This window comes from Agromyces neolithicus (genome assembly GCF_039529735.1).
Classification (GTDB): Bacteria; Actinomycetota; Actinomycetes; order Actinomycetales; family Microbacteriaceae; genus Agromyces; species Agromyces neolithicus.
In genome coordinates this window covers 182,220-203,811 of record NZ_BAAANJ010000007.1, presented here as the reverse complement: position 1 = coordinate 203,811, position 21,592 = coordinate 182,220, and the positions used below count along the sequence as shown (strand labels likewise).

General features: G+C 65.8%; 22 protein-coding genes. 10 read left to right on the top strand and 12 right to left on the bottom strand.

The genetic code is table 11. The features are described 5' to 3' along the window. Positions 1 to 55 precede the first annotated feature (55 nt). Positions 56 to 1,288 (top strand): beta-ketoacyl-[acyl-carrier-protein] synthase family protein, encoded by a 1,233-nt coding sequence (locus ABD164_RS11270; protein ID WP_344296182.1) that lies wholly within the window; start codon positions 56 to 58, stop codon positions 1,286 to 1,288. A 160-nt stretch (positions 1,289 to 1,448) separates the two neighbouring features. On the opposite strand, the gene ABD164_RS11265 is transcribed toward ABD164_RS11270, so the two are convergent. Continuing rightward, positions 1,449 to 1,970 carry a DUF3145 domain-containing protein gene (locus tag ABD164_RS11265; protein ID WP_344296180.1) on the bottom strand — a complete coding sequence of 174 codons (522 nt, stop codon included), beginning with the start codon at positions 1,968 to 1,970 and terminating at the stop codon, positions 1,449 to 1,451. A 215-nt stretch (positions 1,971 to 2,185) separates the two neighbouring features. Here ABD164_RS11265 and ABD164_RS11260 point away from each other — a divergent pair, with 215 nt between their 5' ends. Continuing rightward, positions 2,186 to 2,806, top strand: coding sequence for a PadR family transcriptional regulator (locus ABD164_RS11260; RefSeq protein ID WP_344296178.1), 621 nt, complete (start codon positions 2,186 to 2,188; stop codon positions 2,804 to 2,806). On the opposite strand, the gene ABD164_RS11255 is transcribed toward ABD164_RS11260, so the two are convergent. Beyond that, complete coding sequence (locus ABD164_RS11255) at positions 2,785 to 4,605, bottom strand: bifunctional 3'-5' exonuclease/DNA polymerase (RefSeq protein WP_344296176.1); 1,821 nt, start codon at positions 4,603 to 4,605, stop codon at positions 2,785 to 2,787. The genes ABD164_RS11260 and ABD164_RS11255 overlap by 22 nt on opposite strands. A gap of 87 nt (positions 4,606 to 4,692) precedes the next feature. Here ABD164_RS11255 and ABD164_RS11250 point away from each other — a divergent pair, with 87 nt between their 5' ends. The 3 genes from ABD164_RS11250 (at position 4,693) to ABD164_RS11240 (ending at position 6,628) form a co-directional block, all read left to right on the top strand. After that, positions 4,693 to 5,496, top strand: a complete 804-nt coding sequence (locus ABD164_RS11250) for a hypothetical protein (protein WP_344296174.1) — start codon at positions 4,693 to 4,695, stop codon at positions 5,494 to 5,496. 104 nt (positions 5,497 to 5,600) lie between these two features. After that, complete coding sequence (locus ABD164_RS11245) at positions 5,601 to 5,936, top strand: ArsR/SmtB family transcription factor (RefSeq protein WP_344296172.1); 336 nt, start codon at positions 5,601 to 5,603, stop codon at positions 5,934 to 5,936. Then, positions 5,924 to 6,628, top strand: coding sequence for a cation efflux transmembrane domain-containing protein (locus ABD164_RS11240; RefSeq protein WP_425545941.1), 705 nt, complete (start codon positions 5,924 to 5,926; stop codon positions 6,626 to 6,628). The genes ABD164_RS11245 and ABD164_RS11240 overlap by 13 nt, the downstream gene beginning before the upstream one ends. Before the next feature lie 88 nt (positions 6,629 to 6,716). Here the strand turns inward: ABD164_RS11240 and ABD164_RS11235 are convergent, their stop codons facing one another. The 3 genes from ABD164_RS11235 to ABD164_RS11225 all read right to left on the bottom strand — a co-directional run bounded on the left by ABD164_RS11235 (position 6,717) and on the right by ABD164_RS11225 (position 8,829). Further along, the gene (locus tag ABD164_RS11235) at positions 6,717 to 7,130 is read right to left on the bottom strand and encodes an arsenate reductase ArsC (protein ID WP_344296168.1); all 414 of its coding nucleotides are present in this window, start codon (positions 7,128 to 7,130) and stop codon (positions 6,717 to 6,719) included. Positions 7,131 to 7,198: 68 nt separating this feature from the next. Beyond that, a complete protein-coding gene (locus tag ABD164_RS11230) occupies positions 7,199 to 8,089 on the bottom strand; it encodes a metalloregulator ArsR/SmtB family transcription factor (RefSeq protein WP_344296167.1) in 891 nt (296 codons plus the stop codon). A gap of 113 nt (positions 8,090 to 8,202) precedes the next feature. Further along, positions 8,203 to 8,829 (bottom strand): isochorismatase family protein, encoded by a 627-nt coding sequence (locus tag ABD164_RS11225; protein WP_344296165.1) that lies wholly within the window; start codon positions 8,827 to 8,829, stop codon positions 8,203 to 8,205. A 131-nt stretch (positions 8,830 to 8,960) separates the two neighbouring features. On the opposite strand from ABD164_RS11225, the gene ABD164_RS11220 reads away from it, so the two are divergent. Further along, a complete protein-coding gene (locus ABD164_RS11220; protein ID WP_344296163.1) occupies positions 8,961 to 9,908 on the top strand; it encodes a GlxA family transcriptional regulator in 948 nt (315 codons plus the stop codon). 387 nt (positions 9,909 to 10,295) lie between these two features. Here ABD164_RS11220 and ABD164_RS11215 read toward each other — a convergent pair whose 3' ends face one another. The 3 genes from ABD164_RS11215 to ABD164_RS11205 form a co-directional block, all read right to left on the bottom strand. Next, on the bottom strand, positions 10,296 to 10,928 hold the full coding sequence (locus ABD164_RS11215; RefSeq protein WP_344296162.1) for a Fic family protein: 633 nt from the start codon (positions 10,926 to 10,928) through the stop codon (positions 10,296 to 10,298). 344 nt (positions 10,929 to 11,272) lie between these two features. Continuing rightward, positions 11,273 to 11,842 (bottom strand): DUF1643 domain-containing protein, encoded by a 570-nt coding sequence (locus ABD164_RS11210; RefSeq protein WP_344296160.1) that lies wholly within the window; start codon positions 11,840 to 11,842, stop codon positions 11,273 to 11,275. A gap of 100 nt (positions 11,843 to 11,942) precedes the next feature. Then, positions 11,943 to 12,743 carry a hypothetical protein gene (locus ABD164_RS11205; RefSeq protein ID WP_344296158.1) on the bottom strand — a complete coding sequence of 267 codons (801 nt, stop codon included), beginning with the start codon at positions 12,741 to 12,743 and terminating at the stop codon, positions 11,943 to 11,945. Positions 12,744 to 12,904: 161 nt separating this feature from the next. On the opposite strand from ABD164_RS11205, the gene ABD164_RS11200 reads away from it, so the two are divergent. Together ABD164_RS11200 and ABD164_RS11195 are read left to right on the top strand one after the other, a co-directional pair. Then, positions 12,905 to 13,753 carry a DUF4062 domain-containing protein gene (locus tag ABD164_RS11200; RefSeq protein WP_344296156.1) on the top strand — a complete coding sequence of 283 codons (849 nt, stop codon included), beginning with the start codon at positions 12,905 to 12,907 and terminating at the stop codon, positions 13,751 to 13,753. A gap of 230 nt (positions 13,754 to 13,983) precedes the next feature. Continuing rightward, entirely contained in the window at positions 13,984 to 15,078 is a 1,095-nt protein-coding gene (locus ABD164_RS11195; RefSeq protein ID WP_344296154.1) for an Rv1352/Rv1906c domain-containing protein, read from the top strand. A gap of 580 nt (positions 15,079 to 15,658) precedes the next feature. On the opposite strand, the gene ABD164_RS11190 is transcribed toward ABD164_RS11195, so the two are convergent. After that, complete coding sequence (locus ABD164_RS11190) at positions 15,659 to 15,826, bottom strand: hypothetical protein (protein ID WP_344296152.1); 168 nt, start codon at positions 15,824 to 15,826, stop codon at positions 15,659 to 15,661. A gap of 336 nt (positions 15,827 to 16,162) precedes the next feature. Here ABD164_RS11190 and ABD164_RS11185 point away from each other — a divergent pair, with 336 nt between their 5' ends. Further along, a complete protein-coding gene (locus tag ABD164_RS11185; RefSeq protein WP_344296150.1) occupies positions 16,163 to 17,260 on the top strand; it encodes an AI-2E family transporter in 1,098 nt (365 codons plus the stop codon). Positions 17,261 to 17,263: 3 nt separating this feature from the next. Here the strand turns inward: ABD164_RS11185 and ABD164_RS11180 are convergent, their stop codons facing one another. The 3 genes from ABD164_RS11180 to ABD164_RS11170 all read right to left on the bottom strand — a co-directional run bounded on the left by ABD164_RS11180 (position 17,264) and on the right by ABD164_RS11170 (position 20,865). After that, positions 17,264 to 17,716: a hypothetical protein gene (locus tag ABD164_RS11180; RefSeq protein ID WP_344296148.1), complete on the bottom strand. Its 453-nt coding sequence runs from the start codon at positions 17,714 to 17,716 to the stop codon at positions 17,264 to 17,266. A gap of 74 nt (positions 17,717 to 17,790) precedes the next feature. Next, positions 17,791 to 19,170 carry an arylsulfatase gene (locus ABD164_RS11175; protein ID WP_344296146.1) on the bottom strand — a complete coding sequence of 460 codons (1,380 nt, stop codon included), beginning with the start codon at positions 19,168 to 19,170 and terminating at the stop codon, positions 17,791 to 17,793. 132 nt (positions 19,171 to 19,302) lie between these two features. Further along, entirely contained in the window at positions 19,303 to 20,865 is a 1,563-nt protein-coding gene (locus ABD164_RS11170) for a DUF1254 domain-containing protein (protein ID WP_344296145.1), read from the bottom strand. 317 nt (positions 20,866 to 21,182) lie between these two features. On the opposite strand from ABD164_RS11170, the gene ABD164_RS11165 reads away from it, so the two are divergent. Continuing rightward, a complete protein-coding gene (locus tag ABD164_RS11165; RefSeq protein ID WP_344296144.1) occupies positions 21,183 to 21,539 on the top strand; it encodes a carboxymuconolactone decarboxylase family protein in 357 nt (118 codons plus the stop codon). Positions 21,540 to 21,592 lie beyond the last annotated feature (53 nt).

The window sequence follows — 21,592 nt, the reverse complement described above, 5'->3', positions numbered from 1 at the left end:
CCGGGGTCCGCTCGATTCAGTTTCGACTGTTTTCTCCCAACGGAGTGTTTCTCGAATGACCAAGAAGATTGTCATCACCGGTATCGGTGCGACCTCACCGCTCGGCGGCACCGCCCGTGACAGCTGGAATGCGCTGCTCGCCGGCGAGTCCGGTGCGCGAACGCTCGAGCACGAGTGGGTCGAAGAGCTCGCCCTGCCGGTCACGTTCGCCGCGAACGCGAAGGTCGCGACAACCGACGTGCTCGAGCGTCACGAAATCAAGCGGCTCGACCCGTCGAGCCAGTTCGCGCTGATCGCCGGGCGTGAGGCCTGGGCCGACGCTGGCGCACCCGAGGTCGCTCCCGAGCGCCTCGCCGTCGACTGGTCGACCGGCATCGGCGGCGTGTGGACCCTGCTCGACGCCTGGGACACCCTGCGCGAGCGCGGCCCTCGTCGCGTGCTGCCCATGACCGTGCCGATGCTCATGCCCAACGGTCCTGGTGCTGCCATCGGCATGGACCTGCACGCCCGCGCGGGCATTCGCACCGTCGTGTCGGCCTGCGCGTCGAGCACCGAGGCGCTCGTCAATGCCTACGATCACCTGCAGCAGGGGCTCGCCGACGTCGTCATCACGGGCGGTTCCGAAGCGGCCATCCACCCGCTGCCGATCGCTGCGTTCGCGTCGATGCAGGCGCTTTCACGGCGCAACGACGACCCCGCGACCGCCTCACGACCCTACGACGTCTCGCGTGACGGCTTCGTGCTCGGCGAGGGCGCCGCGGCCCTCGTCGTCGAGACCGAAGAGCACGCCAAGGCACGTGGCGCCCGCATCTACGCCGAGCTGCTGGGCGGAGCGGTCACGAGCGACGCATACCACATCACCGCTCCCGACCCCGAGGGCTCGGCGGCCGCCCGCGCGATGAAGGCCGCCATCGAGGGTGCCGGCGCGAGCCTCGCCGATGTGCACCACATCAACGCGCACGCGACGAGCACGCCGGTCGGCGACATCGCCGAGTACAACGCGCTGCGGCGGGTCTTCGGCGACGCGCTCGACGGCATCGCGGTCTCGGCGACGAAGGCCGCGACCGGGCACCTGCTCGGTGGCGCCGGCGCGATCGAGGCGCTGTTCACGGTGCTCGCCCTGCACGAGCGCACGCTGCCGCCGACGATCAACCTCACCGAGCAAGACCCCGAGATCTCGCTCGACGTGGTCACCTCGCCGCGCCCGTTCGACGGTGAGGGCGTGGCCATCAGCAACTCGTTCGGCTTCGGCGGCCACAACGCCGTCGCCGCGTTCCGCACGGCGTAGCCGACGATCACTGCTGCGCGGCGAGCGCACTGCGACGAGAAGACCCCGGCCGCACGAATGCGCCGGGGTCTTCTCGTCACGTCTCGCGTGCTTCGCTCGTGCGCCGCCGGGATGCTTCGACCGACGATCGCGTCACGCCGCAGGGCGAGCCGTGTCTCGCTCACCCCACCTGGTGCAACCAGACGACGGGGGCGAAATCACTGGCGTGCCGGAACGGCTCGAGCTCGTCGTCCCACGCCTGCCCGAGCGCGAGCCGCAACTCGCGATGGAGTTCGCGCGCATCGTGGCCGCCGATCTCCATCGCATAGCGAACGCGATCCTCGGGGATGACGGTGTTGCCCGCCGCGTCGGTCTGCGCGAAGAACACGCCGAGATCGGGAGTGTGCATCCAGCGGGCGCCATCGGAACCAGGCGAGGGGTCTTCGCTCACCTCGAACCGAAGCTGCTCCCACCCGCGCAAGGCCGAAGCGAGCTTCGCCCCGCTGCCTGCCTCGCCCTGCCACGTGAACTCGGCGCGCATGCTGCCGCGCAGCACCGGCTGTTGCTGCCATTCGAAGTTCACCGCGGTACCGAGGGCCGTTCCTGCCGCCCATTCGACATGCGGACAGAGCGCCCGCGGCGAGGAGTGCACGAAAAGCACGCCCTGCGCGGCGCGTGCGGCCCGCACGACCGTCTCTGCCATCTCGATCTCCGTTCTGTGAGGTGCGTCTTCCCCTACGACCTCGGAACGTGCAGATGACCGGTGTTCGATTGTCGACGGGCAGAGCCGTCATCGCCGATTATGCCCCGGATCAGGCGGCCTGACAAGCAATCCGCCCGCGGGGCGCGCCGCGCCGCCGGGAATGGTTCGAACTGTATGCTCAGTGAAGCATTCCCTCTCATCGAACGGAGCACCGAATGGCCGTGCGCGATGCACTGCTCAGCCTGCTGACCACCGGCCCCGCCTACGGGTTCCAGCTGCACGGTGCGCTCGAAGCGCGCACCGGCGGCCGCCGCCGCGTGAACGTCGGCCAGACCTACGCCACGATCGAACGCGCGACGAAGGCCGGACTGATCGAGTCGGCCGGCGCCACCGCCGACGGCCTGCCGCTGCATCGGCTGACGAAGGCGGGTCGCCGTGCCGTCGACGCCTGGCTGGGCGGTGCGGATGCCCCGGGCACCGACCCGTGGGACGAGACGATCGATCGCGTGCTCGTGGTGGCGTCGTTACCCGGGCGCGACCCTTCGTCGGTGATCACCGACGAGCGCGCACGATGGACGGCACGACGCGACGCGGCCGAGGCTGCGATGAGCGCGCGCTCGACCGCCAACCAGCCGGCCCCTGCGCAGACCGAGCTCCAGCACCTCGCGATCGCGGCAGAGGCCGCCCGTGCAATGGCGGCGCTCGATTGGCTCGACGTCGTGGCGCGAGCCGCGGCATCCGATCGGTCGCTCGCATTCGCACCCACCGATGATCGACCGCGACGCGGACGTCGCCCCGCCCGCGCGCCCGCCGCTCAGGAATCTGCCATCGCGTAACTGTCGACGATCGCCAGGTCGAGCGGGAAGTCGACCGGGAAGTCGCCGAACAGCAGGCGACCGGCCGCGTGGGCCGTTTCGCGGACCGCAGCTGCGACGTCGTGGGCGTGCTCACGCGGCGTGTGCACGATGATCTCGTCGTGCAGGAAGTACACGAGGTGGGGCATGCGTGCGAACACGGCACCCGAGCGCTCGGCAGTCGCGTCGGCCGCCGACTCGAACTGCGCGAGGCGTGGGCGCAGCGCCGCCATCCAGCAGAGCGCCCACTCTGCAGCGCTGCCCTGCACGACGAAGTTGCGCGTGAAGCGCCCCCAATCGCGGGCGACCGACCGTGCGCGCCGCTCGTCGGCAGCAGTGGCTTCGGGCTGGCTCGCCTGTGCCTGCACCGCTCTCCAGCCGTCGCCCGGCGCAGGCGATGACCGCCCCAGGTTCGTGGTGACCACTCCCCCGCGCTCGCCCGTCGCCGCAGCCCGGTCGACGAGCGCCATCGCGCGTGGATAGGCCCTCGCCAGCCGGGGCACGAGCCTCCCGCTGTCGCCCGTGGTCGCACCGTACATCGCACCGAGGATCGCGACCTTCGCCTGGTCGCGGTCTTCGACCACGCCCGCGTCGACGATTCCGCGGTAGATGTCGCGGCCACGGCCGGCGGCAGCCATGGCTTCGTCGCGCGCCATCGCGGCGAGCACCCGGGGCTCGAGCTGTGCGGCGTCGGCGACGACGAGAGTCCAGCCGGGATCGGCGACCACCGCGCTGCGCACGATCTTCGGAAGTTGGAGCGCACCGCCGCCGGATGTCGCCCACCGACCCGTCGCCGTGCCGCCGGGAACGTAGTCGGGTCGGAACCGGCCGTCGTGCACCCATTCGTCGAGCCAGGCCCAGCCGTTGGCGCTCTGCAGGCGGGTGAGCTTCTTGTAGGCGATGAGCGGCTCGATGGCCGGATGGTCGTGCTCGCTGAGCTCCCAGCGCGAGGTCGAGGAGACCTGGATGCCGGCTCGGCGCAACGCCCGCAGCAGGTCGACCTGCGAGTCGAGGTTGACGGACGGCCCGTCGAGGGCCGCGCGCACTTCGGCGGCCAGTTGCTCGACTCGCGCGGGCTTGAACCCGGGTTTCGGTCGCGCACCGAGGGCTTGCTCGAGCACGCGTTCGTGCACCGCGCGATCCCACGGGAGGCCGGCGGCATGCATCTCGGCGCCGATGAGCGCGCCCGCCGATTCGGCCGCGAGCAGCAGTCGCAACGACCTCGGGTCGGCACTCTCGGCGACCATCGCCTGCTGGCGTTCGAGTTCGCGGGTCATGGACTCGCCGGTCGCGCGTTCGGGGACGGCGGGATTCTCGCGGTCAGGAGGGGTGTTGGCGAAGCTGCTGCGGTCGGACTCGTCGGCGAGGGTCGACTCGTCATCGGAGTCGGTGAAATCGTCGAGATCGAACAGGGTCTGACCCGAACGCGCGGGCGCCGCGGGAAGTGGGGGAACGGCCATATCGGACGGCCCGGGCGCCAGCCAGCTCGGACGCGGATGTCGGCCCGCGACCCTGAACGGCTCGGTGAGTGTCGAGTGGTCGAGGATCGCCGCGCACAGACGCAGGTCGTGGCAGCGTTCGACGCGCACGCCCGCGTTGAGCAGGGCTGGATAGATCTGCTGCGTCTCGGCCCAGACCCACCGCGGATGCGACGCCGCCTCGAGGTCGCGCACTGCTGGAGGCAACCCATCGGCGCTGACCAGCGCGACGGGCTGCCCGCTGCGCGCGGGATCGACGATCGCGAACCGGCCCCGCCCGGTCTTCGCGATGATCAGCTGCACCTGCCTATTCTGGCGAAGACCGGCGACACCGGCGGCTGACCGCGGTCGACCCGGTGTCGGTGGTCGGCGTCAGGATGACGTCATGGAGTGTTCGTATTCGGCAGGTCGACGTTGGTCGCGGTGAGCTTCGGTTGCGGCCACGGCGGCGAACGCGGTGCGCCGGGCACGGTTGCGCTTGCACGCGTGTGCCCGCTGTGCATGCTGATCCACGAGACCCATCGCTCGCGAAGTGAACTCCTCGGCAAGGTCGCGCCCCCGCAGCGGGCTGCGCTCGCTCGCGAGACCCGCATCGGCGCCGAGTACGAATGGCGCTGCTCGCGCGGTCACGATCGCTACCGCGCCACGGTGCGCGAGGTGCTCACGGGTACGGCATGCGCGAAATGCCGCGCGAACGCCGCTGGGCCCACCGCTGCTCGCGAGGCCGGTGTTCCCTTCATGAATCCCGCCCTGCGCACGCGCACGTCGCAGACCGAACAGCGGTTGAAGGGGCTGCTCGGCGAACGCATCCGGCTGAACCATCGGGTCAACGCGATCCACATCGCGCGCACCTTCTTCGGGCGCAACGAGGTCTGGCCCGACGTCATCGTGCCGCAACTTCGCATCGCGATCGAGTACGACGACCCCGGCCGGTCACGGCGCGCACACCTGGGCCTCAAAGAGGCATCCGACCTCGACAAAGACGACGCGCTGCGCGAGGTCGGCTGGCACGTCATCCGCATCCGTGCGGCGGGTCTCGACCCGCTCGGGCCGCACAGCGTCGTCTGCGGTCAGTTGACCCCGGCCGTGGTCGACCAGGTCGTCGAGGTGATGCGGCGCATCAGGGGCGACGCCGCGGTCGATGCGATCTCACTACCGCTTGATGAGGCAGCCGATTCGCGGCTGCGATCGTGACGAGGCGTCATCGGTGCGGTCGGGTGAGCACGGACCGATCGCGACGAATTCAGCGTATCGATACACGCTGCCGTTAATTCACGCACTGCTGTACTGTGTTGCTCATGACGACCGCGACCGCGACCATCACGCACACCGCCGCACTCGCTCGACTCGGGCACGCCCTCTCAGACCCGACCCGGACGAGCATTCTTCTGGCACTTCGCGAGGCGCCGGCATATCCGTCGGATCTCGCCGACGCGCTCGGGGTGTCGAGGCAGGTCATGTCGAACCAATTGGCGTGCCTGCGAGGATGCGGACTTGTGGAGTCCATTCCTGACGGACGTCGCACCTGGTACCGCCTCGCCGACCCGCACCTGGCCTCCGCGCTTGACGATCTTCTTCGCTTGGTGCTCGTCGTCGACCCCGACTGCTGCTCGGCCGAAGGATGCACGTGCTGACGACCACAACCGACGTCGCCGACATCCGCCGTGCCGTACTGCATCGACGCATCCGCCTGATCGTGGCGGCGACGATCGCCTACAACGTGATCGAGGCCATCGTCGCCATCTCAGCAGGCACGATCGCGTCATCCGTTGCCCTGATCGGGTTCGGGCTCGACTCGACCATCGAGGTGCTCTCCGCCGCCGCGGTCGCCTGGCAGTTCACACGTCGCGATCCCGAACGGTGGGAGCGCGGCACGCTCCGGGTCATCGCGATCGCGTTCTTCGCCCTCGCGGCCTACGTGACCGTGTCGTCGTCGCTTGCACTCGCCCGCGCCGTCGAGCCATCGCACAGCACCGTCGGCCTGATCCTCACCGCCGTGAGCGTTGCCGTGATGCCGCTGCTGTCCTTCGCCGAGCGCCGCGCAGGACGCGAGCTCGGTTCGGCAACGGCCGTGGCGGACTCCAAGCAGACGTTGATCTGCGCGTTCCTCTCCGCCGCCGTCCTCCTCGGACTGCTGCTCAACAGTCTGTTCGGCTGGTGGTGGGCCGACCCGATCGCCGGGCTGGTCATCGTCGTCTTCGCGGTTCGCGAAGGCATCGAGGCCTGGAAGGGTGACGCCTGCGCGACATCCGTCGGGATGATCCTCGAGAACGACGAATCCGAGAGGGAAGGGAACCACGAAGATCGATCGCCTGCACATCGATGATTGCCCGAGGCCAGGTGCGCCTGCTGCGGTGCTCGCCTGCCGATAGCGCTTGATTCACTCCATTTCGGTTGAGTCTCGTGCCGGAGTCTCAGGCGGCCGCGGGAAGGAGCTCGCCGACGAGCACTTCGACGCGGCGCTTGATCTCGTCGCGGATCGGTCGGACGGATTCGATGCCTTGACCGGCCGGATCGTCGAGCTCCCAGTCCTCATACCGCTTGCCCGGGAAGATCGGGCAGGCGTCGCCGCAACCCATCGTGATGACGACGTCGGACTCCTTGACCACGTCGACGGTGAGGATCTTCGGCGTGTTCCCGGTGATGTCGATGCCGTCCTCGGCCATGGCGTCGACGGCTACGGGGTTGATCTGGTCCTTCGGCTCCGAGCCGGCCGAGCGCACCTCGATGCGGCCAGCGCCGAGTTCGCGGAGATAGCCGGCGGCCATCTGCGAACGGCCGGCGTTGTGGACGCAGACGAACAGGACGGAAGGCTTCTCGATGCTCATGAGCTAATCATAGATAGCTATCTATGATTTAGCCAGTCATGGGTGCCGACCATCTCGGGTTGGAGGGTTCAGAGGGTGGTGAGAAGGTCTCGCACCCGACGTTCGATGTCGTCGCGGATGTCGCGGACGTCGGTGATCGGTCGACCGACGGGGTCGTCGAGGTCCCAGTCCAGGTAGCGTCGGCCAGGGTAGATCGGGCAGGCGTCGCCGCAACCCATGGTGATGACGACGTCGGCCGCGCGGACGACCTCGTCGGTGAGCGGCTTCGGGTACTCGCCGGCGATCGGCACGCCGATCTCGTCCAGGGCAGTCAGGATCGACCCCCGGACTTCGCCCGCGGGATCGGAACCGGCGGTGCGCACGTGAACTCGGTCGCCTGCGAGATGGCGGAGGATCGCCGACGCCATCTGGGAGCGGCCGGCATTCTGCACGCAGACGAACAGCACCTCGGGGACGCCGTTCGGCCGCGCCTCGTCGGCCTCGTGCGCGAGGGCGTCGAGGCGGTCAGCAGCGAACTGGGCGGCGAGCGACGGCAGATGACGTCCGGCGGCCGGACGCGAAGCAAGCAATGCGTAACTCTCCCGCACGTAGCGTTCGATCGTCTCGGTGCTGAAGATGCCGCGGTAGCGGTCGCCGAGGTCACGGACGACCCGGTCGAGAATCGGTTCGACCGGCACCGCGGCATCCGTGCTGCCGAGCATCTCCGCGATCCGGTCGGCGTGTGCCGGTGCGAGGGAGTACCAGGTGCGGCGGCCATCGGGTTCGCGCGTGACCAGGCCCTCGTCGAGGAGCGCCCTCATGTGATGGCTCACAGTCGGCTGTCGCAATCCGAGCCCCTCCGCGAGCCGGCCCACCAGCACCCGCCCATCGGGCGAGTCGAGGATGCTGCGGAGGATCTGTGCACGCGTCGGGTCGGCAACGAGCCGAAGCTCGCGTGCGGCCTCCGCGGTGGCATCCATAGATGGGAGTCTATGCCACGGAGTTCGCTCGGGTCAGTCCACTCGAGATCGACCCAAAGCACCCGTGCGCGCCCACGGCGACTGAGTCAAGCCGGGCGTTCGGGTCGGTCAAGTCACCGCTGCGCGCCGAGGAGTGCGGAACCAGGCAGGTTGTCCTTCGGGAGCGCCCTGCCTTCGCCGAGGGCGCGAGTCCAGTCGTCGGTGGTGGCGACGGCGGCGAAATTCGAGTTGAGCAGGGCCATGAGTGTGTTGTGCACCGTCTTGGCGTCGGCGAAGCCGGCGTCATTGGCGATGTTGATGGCACCGGTGGCGTCGGAGAGCACCTCCGCGGCCAGCCCATGCGTCTCCGACTCGGCAGCCGAGGCGAGAATGCAGTTGTTCGTCATGTACCCGACGAGCGTGATCGTGTCGATGTCGTGCTCGCGCAACCATTCGAGCAGGTCGGTGCCGGCGAAGACAGTGCCGAACTGCTTCGTGATCGCCTTCCACTTGTGGGTCTGGCGTTGTGCGATCTCCGAGTGCAGCTGGAACCCCTTCATGGTCGGGTTGAACACGGGCGCGTCGTTTCCGGCGGTGTGCTGGATCACGGCCACCGGAATTCCCGCAGATGTCGCCGCGTCGATCGCCGCGACGATATTGGGCAGCGAGTCGGCGTGTGGCGGGTACTGGATCTCGAGTGGTCCTTCGAAGTACTCCTGCTGCACGTCGACGAGGATCAGTGCGCGACGGTGGGGGCTCATTGTCATCTACTCCTGGTGATTCGGGGGCGTCGCGCTTTTTGCTGCAACCTCACGATTCTGACGCGCCACACCCCCGAACACCATTGGCACAAATGCCGCGTTATGATGAAAACAGGCCAAATGAGGGAGCCATGAAGATCGCGATCTATGCCTTCGATGGCGTGACCATGTTCCACCTGTCGGTGCCGCAGATGGTGTTCGACGAGGTCGCCCGTCAGGGCCTCGGCGACTGGCAGACGGTGCTGTTCTCAGACCGTGCCCGGTCGATTCAGAGCGCTGAGGGCTACAGCATCGGCGGCATCCGGGGGCTGAGCGCTGCCGAAGATGCGGACCTCGTGGTAGTGCCGTCGTGGGTCGACGACGGCCGCGACCCTCGACCGGCATTCCGCCAGGCGCTCATCAACGCCCACGAGCGCGGGGCCACAGTCGCCGGCTTGTGTCTCGGCGCCATCGCAGTCGCCGACGCGGGCCTACTCACGGGGCGCAGTGCCGTGACGCATTGGCACTCCGCCGACAATCTCGCCGCCCGCCACCCCGACATCACGGTTGATGCATCCGTGCTCTACCTCGACCACGGAGACGTGCTCACCTCCGCCGGCACAGCTTCGGGCATCGACGCGTGCCTGCACATCGTCCGCACGCGCCTCGGGGCCAACGCCGCCAACCGGGTCGCTCGCAGTCTCGTCGTTGCACCGCACCGCGAGGGCGGGCAAGCTCAGTACATCGAACGGCCGATCCCGGTCGGTGCCGGCAGCGACCCGATCGCTGCGACGTCCACCTGGGCGCTGTCGCACCTCGACGAGGAACTCAGCGTCGAACGACTCGCCGACGTGGCACACATGAGCCGCCGCTCATTCGTTCGGGCCTTCCGAGCTTCAACCGGGTCAACACCTGCGGCATGGGTACGATCCCGGCGCCTCGACGAGGCCCGCCGCATGCTCGAGACGACCGACCTCTCGATCGACCAGATCGCTGCCTCGTGCGGCTTCGGAAACCCAGTCACCCTTCGCCAGAACTTCGCCTCAGCCTTCGGCAGCACACCATCCAGCTACCGTCGCCGCTTCGATGCTCGCCACTGACATCAACGAGGCCGCGCCGCACTCGGCCGCTCGGTGCCGAGTTCAGCCAGCTCGCAGCTCGCAGCTGGCAGGCCGCATCAGTCAAGACATCGAGGTAGGGCGGACGGGACTTGAACCCGTGACCGATGGACTCTCCGGGGACTACTCCCCCGGACTTCGAGTCCCCGAACTGCTCGACCGATCTCGACATGATCGGGGATTTCTCGCCGATCCTGAAAACTGTGCCTTCCAGAATACTCGGGTTCCCTCGGCGAGACTCGACCGGGCGCGAATCGAATAGACGTTGGATAAACGTTGACGCATCAAGTCCCGAGGCAGGCGCTCAGGACTTGAACCCGAGCGTCGCTCGAGGTCATGGGTATGGTTCTGTTCGCGACGCGCTTCGATTTACTCGATGAGCGTGATCGGGATGAACGCCGCGAGCGGGATCGGGTCCCGGTTCTGATCGAACACGCGGAGCAAGTCGATGTACGTGCGTTTGTCGAAACTCCAGTCGTAGACAGCCGGCGGCGAATCCACACCCTGTGCTGCGACATACACGAGGTCGCCGATCAAGCGCGTCGCGCGCCCATTGCCATCGACGAACGGATGAATCCGAACGAGCTCGGCGTGCACGGCAATGCCGAACTGACGAGCATCCCAATCCTTCGTGCTCGCCCACCGGTACGCGAGATTATCCAACGTCGAACGCAAATCGACCTGCACCTGCACCTGTGCCGGATCGACGCCGATGCTGAGCAATCGAACACGAGCTCGACCCGCCCACGTCCAGACCGCACCGTACAACCGAGCATGCAGGTCGAACACGAATCCCGGCGTCAACAGATCATCGACGCCCAGCTCGCCGCGCAGTACCGCGTTGATGAGGTCGAGGGCGACAGCCTGCTCGATCTCTTGCTCAAGCTCGAAGATCGCGGCCTTCAGGGGTGGATCTCCGACCACCGCTCGAGCCTCCGCCGTGAGCGCGTCCGCTTCGTCCGGATCGAGCGGCGTATCGCCGTATCCAGGATCGAACGTCACTTGCCCGCGCGAATCGCGCGCGCCTTCGCAGCCTCGACGAAGCGACGAGCCTCTGCCGACGCCACGTACCCACTCGGCACTACCCGGTTCTCCAGCTTCGCCGACGCCGCAGTCGAACGAACTACCGCACGCCGCAGTGCAACCGGCGAAACTTTCCGAATAGCAGCCATGTCACACCTCCCAAGAACATTTCCCCATTGTACGAGGGAATGCTGGCCTTCGGCCAAGGGGCCACACCCTTGCGGTGTTTGCACACCAACGGAGGCATCAGCGAAAACCTGATCGGCACGAGGACCAACCCAAGTGTCGGTCTGGCTGCCTGATTGCTGCCGGCCTGCAGTCTGCTACGGGACCACTTCAGCAAGCCGATGGTCAGTCCAGTTGAGGAAGCACCGGTCGCCAGTCATGAGCAGCGGCTTCCCTCGGGGCATCGGGTGCCGCGGATCGCTGCTGGCCGTGAGCCCGTCGAACGTGAACAGTCCGACGCCGAGGCGTTCGAGCAGGTCCAACACGTCCTTCTTTGCTCGACGCAGCGTCTTGTGCCTTAGCTGCCCCCAGGCGCCGAGCACCTCGCTCACTCGGTACTGCGTGAGGACACGCTCAATCGCTGCGCAATTCGCCGCCGACAGCGCAGCGTCGTAAGCAGTGAGATGCGCCGAATTGGTCGCCCGCTCGGGATAGAGATTCAGCATCACCCAGCCCGGATGCCCGTTGTCGATGCTGGCCTGAATGAGCCGGTTCACCGTCTTGTCGGCCTCTGAGCTCATCGCATACGAGGGGTTCATGCATATGGCGATCAGCGGCGGATCGCCGGCCGAGGCGCGCGCCGTATTGCCGAGCGCGAAACGATGGGACTGGACCTCAAGAGTGGGGCTCCAGAAGTCGGGCTCGTGCCCCTTCGGGTACTCGATCACGTGCTGACGACCTCCACCTCGGCTCCGCTATCGGCGCGCTCGCGAACGCTTTCCGAAAGACTGCCAGATGCCGACGTGAGTTCGCGGTCCGAGCGTGGCACTATCGGCTAGACCCCAGCGCGTTGATCAGGTGCGGCACCCGCTGCAGATCGGGCATCGGCCAGTAGAGATACTGCTTCTCGAACAAACAGTGCAGCGCACCCGCCGCGCCGAGCTCCTCAACCAGATCCAGCGGGCTCACGATCAGCAGGCCGACATCGGCCATCGGCGCGCGCGCCCGCAGTACTCCCTTGTCGCACGTTAGGAACACATGCATGCCGGCGGCATGCGCATCGGCGACCAGCGCCCGGTCATTGCCTTCTGGCACCAACGAGAGTGCGGTAGGAACGTCACCCGAGGCAAGCCCGGAGACCGGCTCCGGCGAACTCCAGCTCGCCAGGTTCGCGTCGGGGTACTCGTCGTCGTCATCGACCAGGACGAGCGCTGCGCAGAACTCCTCCCAGGCGCGCATCCGCTTCTGCCGTCGTTCCGGCGAGAGCGGTTTGCGCTTGGAGTCGTCGATGACCCTCGGGAGGATGTGGAACCGGATATCGCGCAGAATCCAGAGCGAGATGATCAGCTGCAATCCCTCGAGCTCCTCGCCGTGCTCTACAGGCACCACGCTCGGGAGGGACTCGCCATCCCACAGGGCACTGCCGTGCTCGAAGTAGTCGATCAGCAGGTTGGTGTCCCACGCGATGTGAAGCGGACCGAATCCCGAGCGCCCGAGAAACAGCTCAGGTCCGTCGTCGTATCTGAAATACGGTCCCTCGGCGATGGGGGAAGGTTCCACTCGCAGACCGCTCAGATTGATCCGTCCGATCATGTCGTTCGCGAGCCAGATCCCAAGGTTTTCGATCACCGGGACATCGTGCCATCGGTGCGGACCGATGCCCGGCTCCCGCGCGGGTCAACCACGCCACCGCGGTCGCGAGTTCGCCCCGATACAACGCTGCGCGGCGTGAGCATCTCGCACCTGGCGACCACACGTTCAATGTCGGAGCCGCTTCGTACAGTGGTTGCGTGACCCAACTCGCAACCGTCGTCAATGTGATGATCGCCTCTCCGTCGGATATTCCAAGCTCACGAGATGCCGTCGAACGCGCGCTGCGGAGCTGGAACAGCACCAACACCCCCGGCCGAGGATTCGTTCTACACCCGCTCCGCTGGGAGACGGACTCCGTACCCATGCTCGGCCACCATCCGCAAGCGATCCTCAACGAACAGCTCCTCGCGAAGGCCGACATCGTCATCGCCCTATTCGGAAGTCGCGTCGGGAGCGAGACCCCGAACAGCATCTCCGGCACCGTCGAAGAAATCGAAGGCGCTGTCGAGAGCGGGAAACCAGTACATCTCTACTTTTCCGAAGCGCCGCATCCTGCCGATGTCGACCTCGTCCAGCTCCAGGCGCTGAGGGACTTCCGCGCCGAGCTACAAAAGCGAGGACTGTACGGAGGTTTTGAGAACGAGGACGAGCTTCTCACCAAGGTATGGAGCGCGATCGAGATGGATCTTCGGGACATCGTCCGGCCACTGCACACGACCCCATCAGGGCCGGTGCCTTCTGTCGAGCGATTCCTCGTCCAAGGCCAAAGCGAACGCGAGCCCAAGGTAGACGGCAAGGGCCGCGTCCGCCACGAGACTCGGCGTCGGGTCGAGGTCACAAACCGAGGACACGACGACGTGTACGACGTTGTGCTCGAAGCAGCCAGCGATGGAATGCTGCTACCGGGATGGGACCAGCCAAGAACGGTGCACGCCGGTCAGAAGCAAAGCGCCGGGTACTGGCTCCACATGGGCGGCGGAGCCCCTCGCGTACGTCTGAAGTGGATCGAGAACGGCGAATCACATAGCAAGGAGTACGACATCTAAGGTGCGAGGAGCACTGTTCAACCTGTCGTTAGCGTCGGCTGTCTGCGGATTGGCCGTGACGGCCTGATATCAGTCGTAAGGCCGGTCGATCGATTCCTGCGTCATTGGAATGAGCGCGCCGGCAATCATCGGGGCAGCCAATCCGCGCTCCGTCGTCAAAGGCTTCGCCCGTTGCCCCCCGTTCGGGCCTCACACGCGACAAAGAGCCATGCTGGCGAGAGAATGAGCAGATGAATTCCGCCAAGTCCTGGCGCTCAGTTCCGCGCCGCCGGGTTTGGGTCATCGCTGCCGTCGTGGCGATGCTCGTCGTCGCTGGTGGAGCAACCGCGATCGCGGTGACGGTGTCGGCGAACAACGCCGCCGCTGAACGAGCAGAAGAAGCCGCTGCCGCCAAGAAGGCTGAGCAGGAAGAGGAAGCCGCGGCAGAGCGTCTCGCTCAAGCGCAGGATGAAGCCTCCGACAAGCAGCGGGAGGGCGAGGCGCTCCACACCGTCAGCCAGGCATACGCCAATGAGGAAGATCGCCTCAGCCTTCGTAACGCCCTCGATGTACTCGCTGTGCTGGTCAACCCCCGTGGCGGAGGCGCAGCCACTGCCGACGATCTCGAGGCTGCGACCGGGGCCGTCGCGAAGGCGATAGCAGCCGTGGGCCAGCCGCCCTCGCCGGTAAAGCTTGTCTGCGGCAACCTCGAGGCAGGTGTCGACTTCGCTGTACGCACGGTCCCGCTTCGACCCGACGGTTCGGGCGAGTACGCCGACCTCTGGGCCTCCCAGCTTCGGTGCGACACGGGAATGACCGGCGACCCCGTCCCCGAGACGGCGGCCGTGCAGTCGCCGCTCCAGAAAGCCGCCGTCGCCGCCGCGATGGCCGCCGGCTACGGCGAGAACCACAAGGTCGACGCCGAGATCCTCTACGCCGTGTACGAAGGATGCGGCGCGGCCGGTGCAGGCAGCTATTACGGCGACACGGCAGCGATGAGCGACGCCCAAGCCAAGGAAGTGGCCGCGTACCTGACGCTCTGCCCCGACCACCCCGACGCACCGAAGTGGCGAGCCGCGATCGGCGCCGGCAAGCAGGCGCTCGAGGCCGAAGCGAACGGAACTCGGGTCGCTCCGGGAGGAACTTATCCGATCCCCTCACAGGTGGCGACTGGGACGTTCGTGGCCGAGAACGTCGAGAACTGCTACTGGGAGACACGCGACGGAAACGGCGACATCCTCGACAACAACTTCGTGATCGCGGCGCCGCGCGTCGTCGCAGAGGTGGGCGCTGGGGCCGTGGTGTTCACGACTGAGGGCGCCTGCGGATACTGGACCCGCCGATAGACCAGCGTCCGCAGCGGATGGTGAACCTCCGAGCAATCCTGGTCGGTAGCGTTCGCTGAATAGACGTTGGACAAAAGTGAACTCGCCCGAACCAGTCACAACGACGCTTCGAAATCTCAGATCAAGAGGTGAATACGAACGACAGGGACTTGATGCGTGAATCATCTGGACTCGGGTTCAAGTCCGAAGCGCAACCCCTGATCAGAGCGATATGCGGCTACCTAGATCCATTCCCCCCGCGCATATGCCCATCTCGGAAGGAACGAAACATTCCCCGATCAGACGATAAATCTGACGAGTAGGGCGGACGGGACTTGAACCCGTGACCGATGGATACCGCCGAGCCCTCTCGCGGGCTGATCGGTGTCTCGTAGTAGTTCGAGTGAATTCGCTCTGACCCGGTATTTCTCGCGGATCAGTCTGTGCGCTTTCCAAGTTACCTCGGAACGCTTAGGTACTGCTAGGAGCAGATCGAGGCAATAAGTGGTGAATAAACGGACGAGGCCACTGCTGTGCGTCCAACCCACTCGAGAATCACATGGGGATGCCGCGGTTCCACCCAGGCTTTCGGATGAAGCGCTCATCGTTTCTCCGTTCGCGGCACTCGTCTGCGAACGCTTGTAACCACGTCACCATTCGCGAGGAAATGTTCATACTCGTCGGCGATGAGTTCGTAGTATTCCTCATCGTCGGCGATCCCGTTGGTGACGGGGATCGCGAGGTACCGCTTGCCGGTGTCCTGCTCCATTCCCAGCGAGTATCGGCCCTCGCGAGAGAAGCGGACGGGTGTGAACATTAACGATCAACCTTTCCATGGGGCAATGCGGAGACAGAGATACCAGACTTGGGGACCCCGCCACCTGACTGCCTCATTCATGGGATCAGATCCTCGACTGGACGGGCCGTTTCACGCTCAGACCTGACACAGGTATCCGGCTCAATACGCGAAAGACGCTTCGTATGAAGAGTGTGATGTCGGGCCCTCGCGGTCGCAATACGGTGCAGACCGGTCGCCGCGGCAATTCGGGTCGGACAGCGTTTCCGTCGCCCCAGCGCCCGACCAGCATCGAGACGGGAGAATGCCATGACGAATGCACCAGGCTCGGCACGCGACGCCTTCGAACGGGCACGGCCCTTCGCCCTGACGCTCCTGTTCGGTGCCGCCGCCTTCACCATCACCGTGAGCGGGACGAAGACCATCGCCGAAATAATCGGGCCGGTCTTCCTTGCTTTGGTCATCACTATCAGCCTGCACCCGATTCGACTCTGGCTCGAGCGAACGCGCCTCCCGAACTGGGCCACCTCACTGGTGATGCTGGTGGTCGCGTACCTCCTGATCATCCTCCTGACCCTCGCGCTGATCGTCGCTGTCGCGCAGGTCGCCGCATTGCTTCCCCAGTACACGGACCAACTCGACGATGCAGTCGTAAGCGCGGGGAACGCACTACGCCAGCTCGGAGTCGAGCCCGATCAGATCCATGCCGTGGTCGACGCCATCGACCCCGGGCAGATCGCGGCGCTCGCGACGTCGTTGTTGAGCGGCACGCTCGGCGTGTTGACGAATCTCGTGTTCCTCATCACCGTGCTGTTCTTCCTGGTGTTCGATACGGATGCCACCCGACAGGTCCTGCGCTCCTTGGCGAATCGATTTCCGAACCCGGTCGCCGCGCTCAACAGCTTCGCGGCCAGCACGCGGAACTACATGGGCGTCAACACGGTGTTCGGACTCGGCGTCGCGGTCGTCGACGGCATCGCGTTGATGATCTTGGGTGTCCCCGGCGCGTTCGTGTGGGCCGTCCTCGCATTCGTCACCAGCTTTATCCCCAACGTTGGCTTCATCATCGGGGTCATCCCGCCCGCCCTCATCGCCCTGCTGCACGGCGGCCCTGGACTCATGATCGCGGTCATCGTCGTCTACACCGCGGTCAACTTCCTGAGCGACAGCATGATCAAGCCCCGAGTGGTCGGCGACACCGTGGGCCTGTCAACGACCATCACGTTTCTCTCACTTGTGTTCTGGACTTGGGTCATCGGGCCGCTGGGCGCGCTCTTGGCTGTTCCGCTCACCCTGCTGACGAGGGCACTGCTCGTGGAAGCGGACCCCCGTACCTGGTGGGCCCTTCCCTTGATCTCCGGCAAGCCAGACCCCGCTGAGAAGACGGAATCGAAGCACGCCGAATAGACTTCAGAACGCGGCACACCAGGCAGCGGTCAGGAACGCCATTGGAGCGAGACCGGTGCAGACCAGCCCGACGATCCAGAAGGCGTCTGCATGTCGCGGCAGGCGGCGGTTGCCGATCAGTGTGGTCGCCAGATCCCCGCGTTGCTCGATGGCCTGTTCGATGCGCTCCGACTCCTCCTGGAACCGCATCCAAGCGAACGCGAGGCCGCTGCCCGCGACGATGATGAGCGTGAAGATCATGGCCCGTAGCCAGCCCGGCACGTCGTTGTAGATGCTGGCGGCGGCGCCACCTGCCGACACGGCGACCACGAAGGCAGTGAGCGCCGCACCAACCGCCAGTACGTCGCGCCTGCGCCGCTTGAGGCGACTCAGGCGCGTGGCGTAGGTGTCCTCACTCCACGACGTCAGACCGTCGAGAGCGCGGTCTCCGTTATCGTGCATCTCGCTTCCCGTCACGGTAGTCGACAGGATGAGACCGCCGTCGCATCAGCATTCTCCTTGTGGGGAAGGGCACTGCCAGCCGAAGCCGACTATCGACTCCCGTATCCGCTGAACTCGGCACCCGTCTGGATGTTCGGATATTGGGCGATGCTCGTCTGGTAGTCGGCAACGAACTTCAGGGCGACGCCCATCATCCAGCCCATGTCCATCTTGGTTGCCATGAGGTTGTAGAGCTCGCCGGGATCACTGGCAAGGTCGAACAGCATCGGCCACTGCGGCTTCACGATCGGCTGGTCGATGCCCTCGCTGTATCGCAGCACCACTTTTACGTTGTGCCATTTGACCGACATCAACGAACCGTCCGGGCCGAAGAAGATGATGCTGTCCCGGCCGGTTGTATCGCTCTCACCGATCAGGAATGCCGAGGCATCGATGCCGTCGATCGGCCGGTCAGTGGGCACCTTGTCCGAGGCGCCAGCGAGCGACGCGAAGGTCGTGTACCAGTCGTGCGCAGACAGCATCTCGTCGGTGATGACACCGGCGGGCACGGCACCCGGCCAGCGAACAATGGCGGGCACCCGCATGGAGCCCTCCCACGGCGGCGTCATGAAGGAGCCGCGGAACGGCCCGTTCGATCCACCCTGGAACGCCGGAATGTCGCCGGCAGCGTTGTCGCTGGAGAACACGATCAGCGTGTCGCGGCTGATTCCCGCTTGCTCGATGCAATCCACGATTTGCCCGACGCGGTAGTCCATCTCGGCGATGAGGTCTGCATACTGCCCCAGCCGCTCTGGAGATGTCTGATCGAAGTCGGGGTGCACCCTCTCCGGCGGATGCATGTGAGACAGCCCCACATACGTGAAGAACGGCTTGTCTGCTGTGGCCTGTCGGGTGATGAAGTCGATTGCCTTCTCGACGATCATCTCGTCCAGGAAGGGGCGCACCTCCAGGTTCAGTTCACGCACTGCTGTTTGCGGGCCGCCCTTTTCGCCCTCCCAGAGCTGCGGCGGCTGGATGCCCTTGGTTTTGGCGATCGCTTCGAAGGTCGCGTACGACGTCCATCCGGCCTCGTCGACACTGTTGCGGTATCCCCACCATTCGTCGAAGCCCTGATCGGTGGGAAGCCGGCCTTCCGTGTCACCGCAGTGCCACTTGCCGAACAGCGACGTCGCGTAGCCGGCGTCGGAGAGCAGGTCGGCGATCGTGTATTCCCATGGCGCCAACCCCGCCTTCCCTTCGCCGGAGAACGGCACTCGGAAGGTTCCCGATCGCACCGACTGGCGACCCGTCATGAGTGCAGACCTGGTGGGTGTGCACTGTGCTTCGACGGTGTAGTTATTGAAGCGGATGCCATCGCTGGCGAGTTGGTCGATACGAGGTGTCGGAGTAGCTCCTCCGTACACCCCGAAGTCCCCCCATCCGACGTTGTCGCACAAGATGAACACCACATTCGGCTGGCTCGCCATCATGGCACCTCCATTCTCAACAGATCGGCAAGGCTCTGCCGCGGTCTCCGCTCAGCATTTCGACCGCCCGACGCTCGTGCTTCACTCGATGTGTGTGATTGGCTTCGCTCGCTCGCTCGCGAGCCAGCCGGTCGCTCAAATCGGCTGAATCTCGCTGGGCTGCCAGGTCTTTTCGAAGAACGGCTCGAGCGGGTTGTACAGGCGGAGGATCGTCCACCATCCCTTCCCGGGAACGGTCTGGAGCCAGTTGCTCTCCATCCCGGCGGGCGCGGTCGGTCCGAAGTAGATATCGGTGGAGCCGTCCGCGTTCGATTGGATCGTGCCGGATTGGCTTCCGACGCGCGGGAATTGCTGGTCCGTTCGCAGCATCGACCGGGTCTGGTTGTCGTACAGCAGCAGTGACCAGAAGCGGGACTCCGGGATGTCCGGCGGCAGTGTGAGTCGATAACTCCGGCTGCCGTCCATGAATTCACCTTGGCTGTCTCGCATTGCGAAGATGTACTGGGAGCCGATGCCGGTGAGCCGCATGCACATGGCCGGAGTGATACCGGTGGCCATGTAGAAGAAGTTAGTGGCGGAGTCGAGCTTGCGCGCTCCATTGCTCACGCTGGGTACGGGCCCCTGGGCTGTGATGGCGGGGGGCGGGTCGAGGAACTCGTATCCGCCGACGAAGAGCGCACTCTGCCACTGCGAATCGGGGTAGTACGCGAAGCCCTCCTCGGGTCGCGCGGCGAACGTGATCGTTCGTGCGGTGGCGTTGCCTACCTCCACGGCATCTTCCAAGATCTTCCGCATCCTGGCGTCGGGCGCGAAGGGTTCGCCGTTGGCGATGCCGACAGAAGCGAGCAGTCCGAGGAGTTCGGGGTCCCCCGCGTCGGGTGGGTCCTGCTGCAGCGCTTCGTGCACCAGCTCCCAGTAGCCGAAGTCGTTCGGGAAGAGCGTATTGACCGGCATGCCCGACGCCTCGACAAACACTGTCTCGGGTGCGGGCTGAGCGGCCCCGAGCGGGGCGTTACCGGAAAGGAAGCTGGCGACTGCTGTCCCGTACGCCCCGGGCACGTACGGATGGACTTTGATCCCTTCCCTGATCACCTGAACTGGGATCGCGGGGTCGTTGTCGATCATGAATGCGCGTCCGATGAGGGTGGCGCGCCTGGTCCGGCAATGGAACACGTGATAGCCGCTGTCAGGAAGTGGACCTTCGTAGTCGGGGCCGACGAGCAGGTATCGTCCGCCCTCGCCGCGGTCGGGGCCGGGCAGGCCGACATCGGTGACCCACCGGAACCACATGTCGTCGATCGTGCCGAGGATTCCGCTCGGAGCGCGAAGCGCCGGGACCTCGACGACCACGGGTCCACGTCCGAGGTCGATGAAGCCCCAGAAGTAGATCGTGTCGCAGTTCGCCGTCAGGAACAGCGATGACGAATCCATCAGCTCGGGAAAGAGCATGAACTCGCCATCTTCGACGCCGGCAGCCAGGAAACCACGGCGCACCGCGGCGAGAGAGGCGACGCGCAACGATCCCAGGAATGCTTCCACACCGTGCAGGAAGTCGAGGTGATCGTAGAGCAGCGCCGCTGTCGCGTCGGCCGGGGCGCCGTCGCGGAACTCCAACGTGCCCACTCTGCTGTCGACCGTGTCAGGAGTCGAGAACGGTGTCAGATCCTCCATGCCCCCCAAGGGCCTCGTGCCTTCCATGGGCTTTCCCTTCTTGTGTACGCAACCTGGCGATGCAAGGTGCCTCGTCGCCGGAGAGACATCTCCCCGCTGATCGCGCATGAGGGTCGAAGTCTCGCCGCGCCGGCCGAGGGCCGGATCACTCAATGTGAACGATCCGCGATGTGCCCCGTCGGGACACCATCACCACCGGGCCCGCGAGGGTTCGAACCGCATCTCGCTGGACGTCACGGGGTTTCACTCGAAGTGTGTGATGTGACTCAGAACCCCGCAGCGTCCAATGACGCGTGGAGTCTTGCAATGCTCCATGTGCACAACCAACAGGGGAAGGACCCATCATGACTGACGCAATCGACGACGATGCTCCCGTGCTCGAGCTACTCGCACGAATGACCGAAGACTCGTTGGAAGCCTCCAGCCTCGACGTCCAGACACTGGTTCTGGTGCGCGTTGCCGCGCTGGTCGCCGTCGGCGCCCCACCGGTTTCGTATGCACTCAACCTCGAAGCGGCGGGCGAGGTCGGGCTCGATGCCGAGCGCCTGCGCGGCGTCCTCACGGCGATCGCACCAATCGTCGGAACGGCCCGAGTCGCGGCGGCGACGGGCAACATCGTCAAGGCGCTTGCGGCCGAGATCGCGCTCGAGGACCTCGAAGTCGCCGAGTTCGACGATGACGCCCAAGAAGACCGGTCATGAACCTCTCGGACCACACGACACTGGCCTTCCCAGACACGGTGGAGTCTCGAATC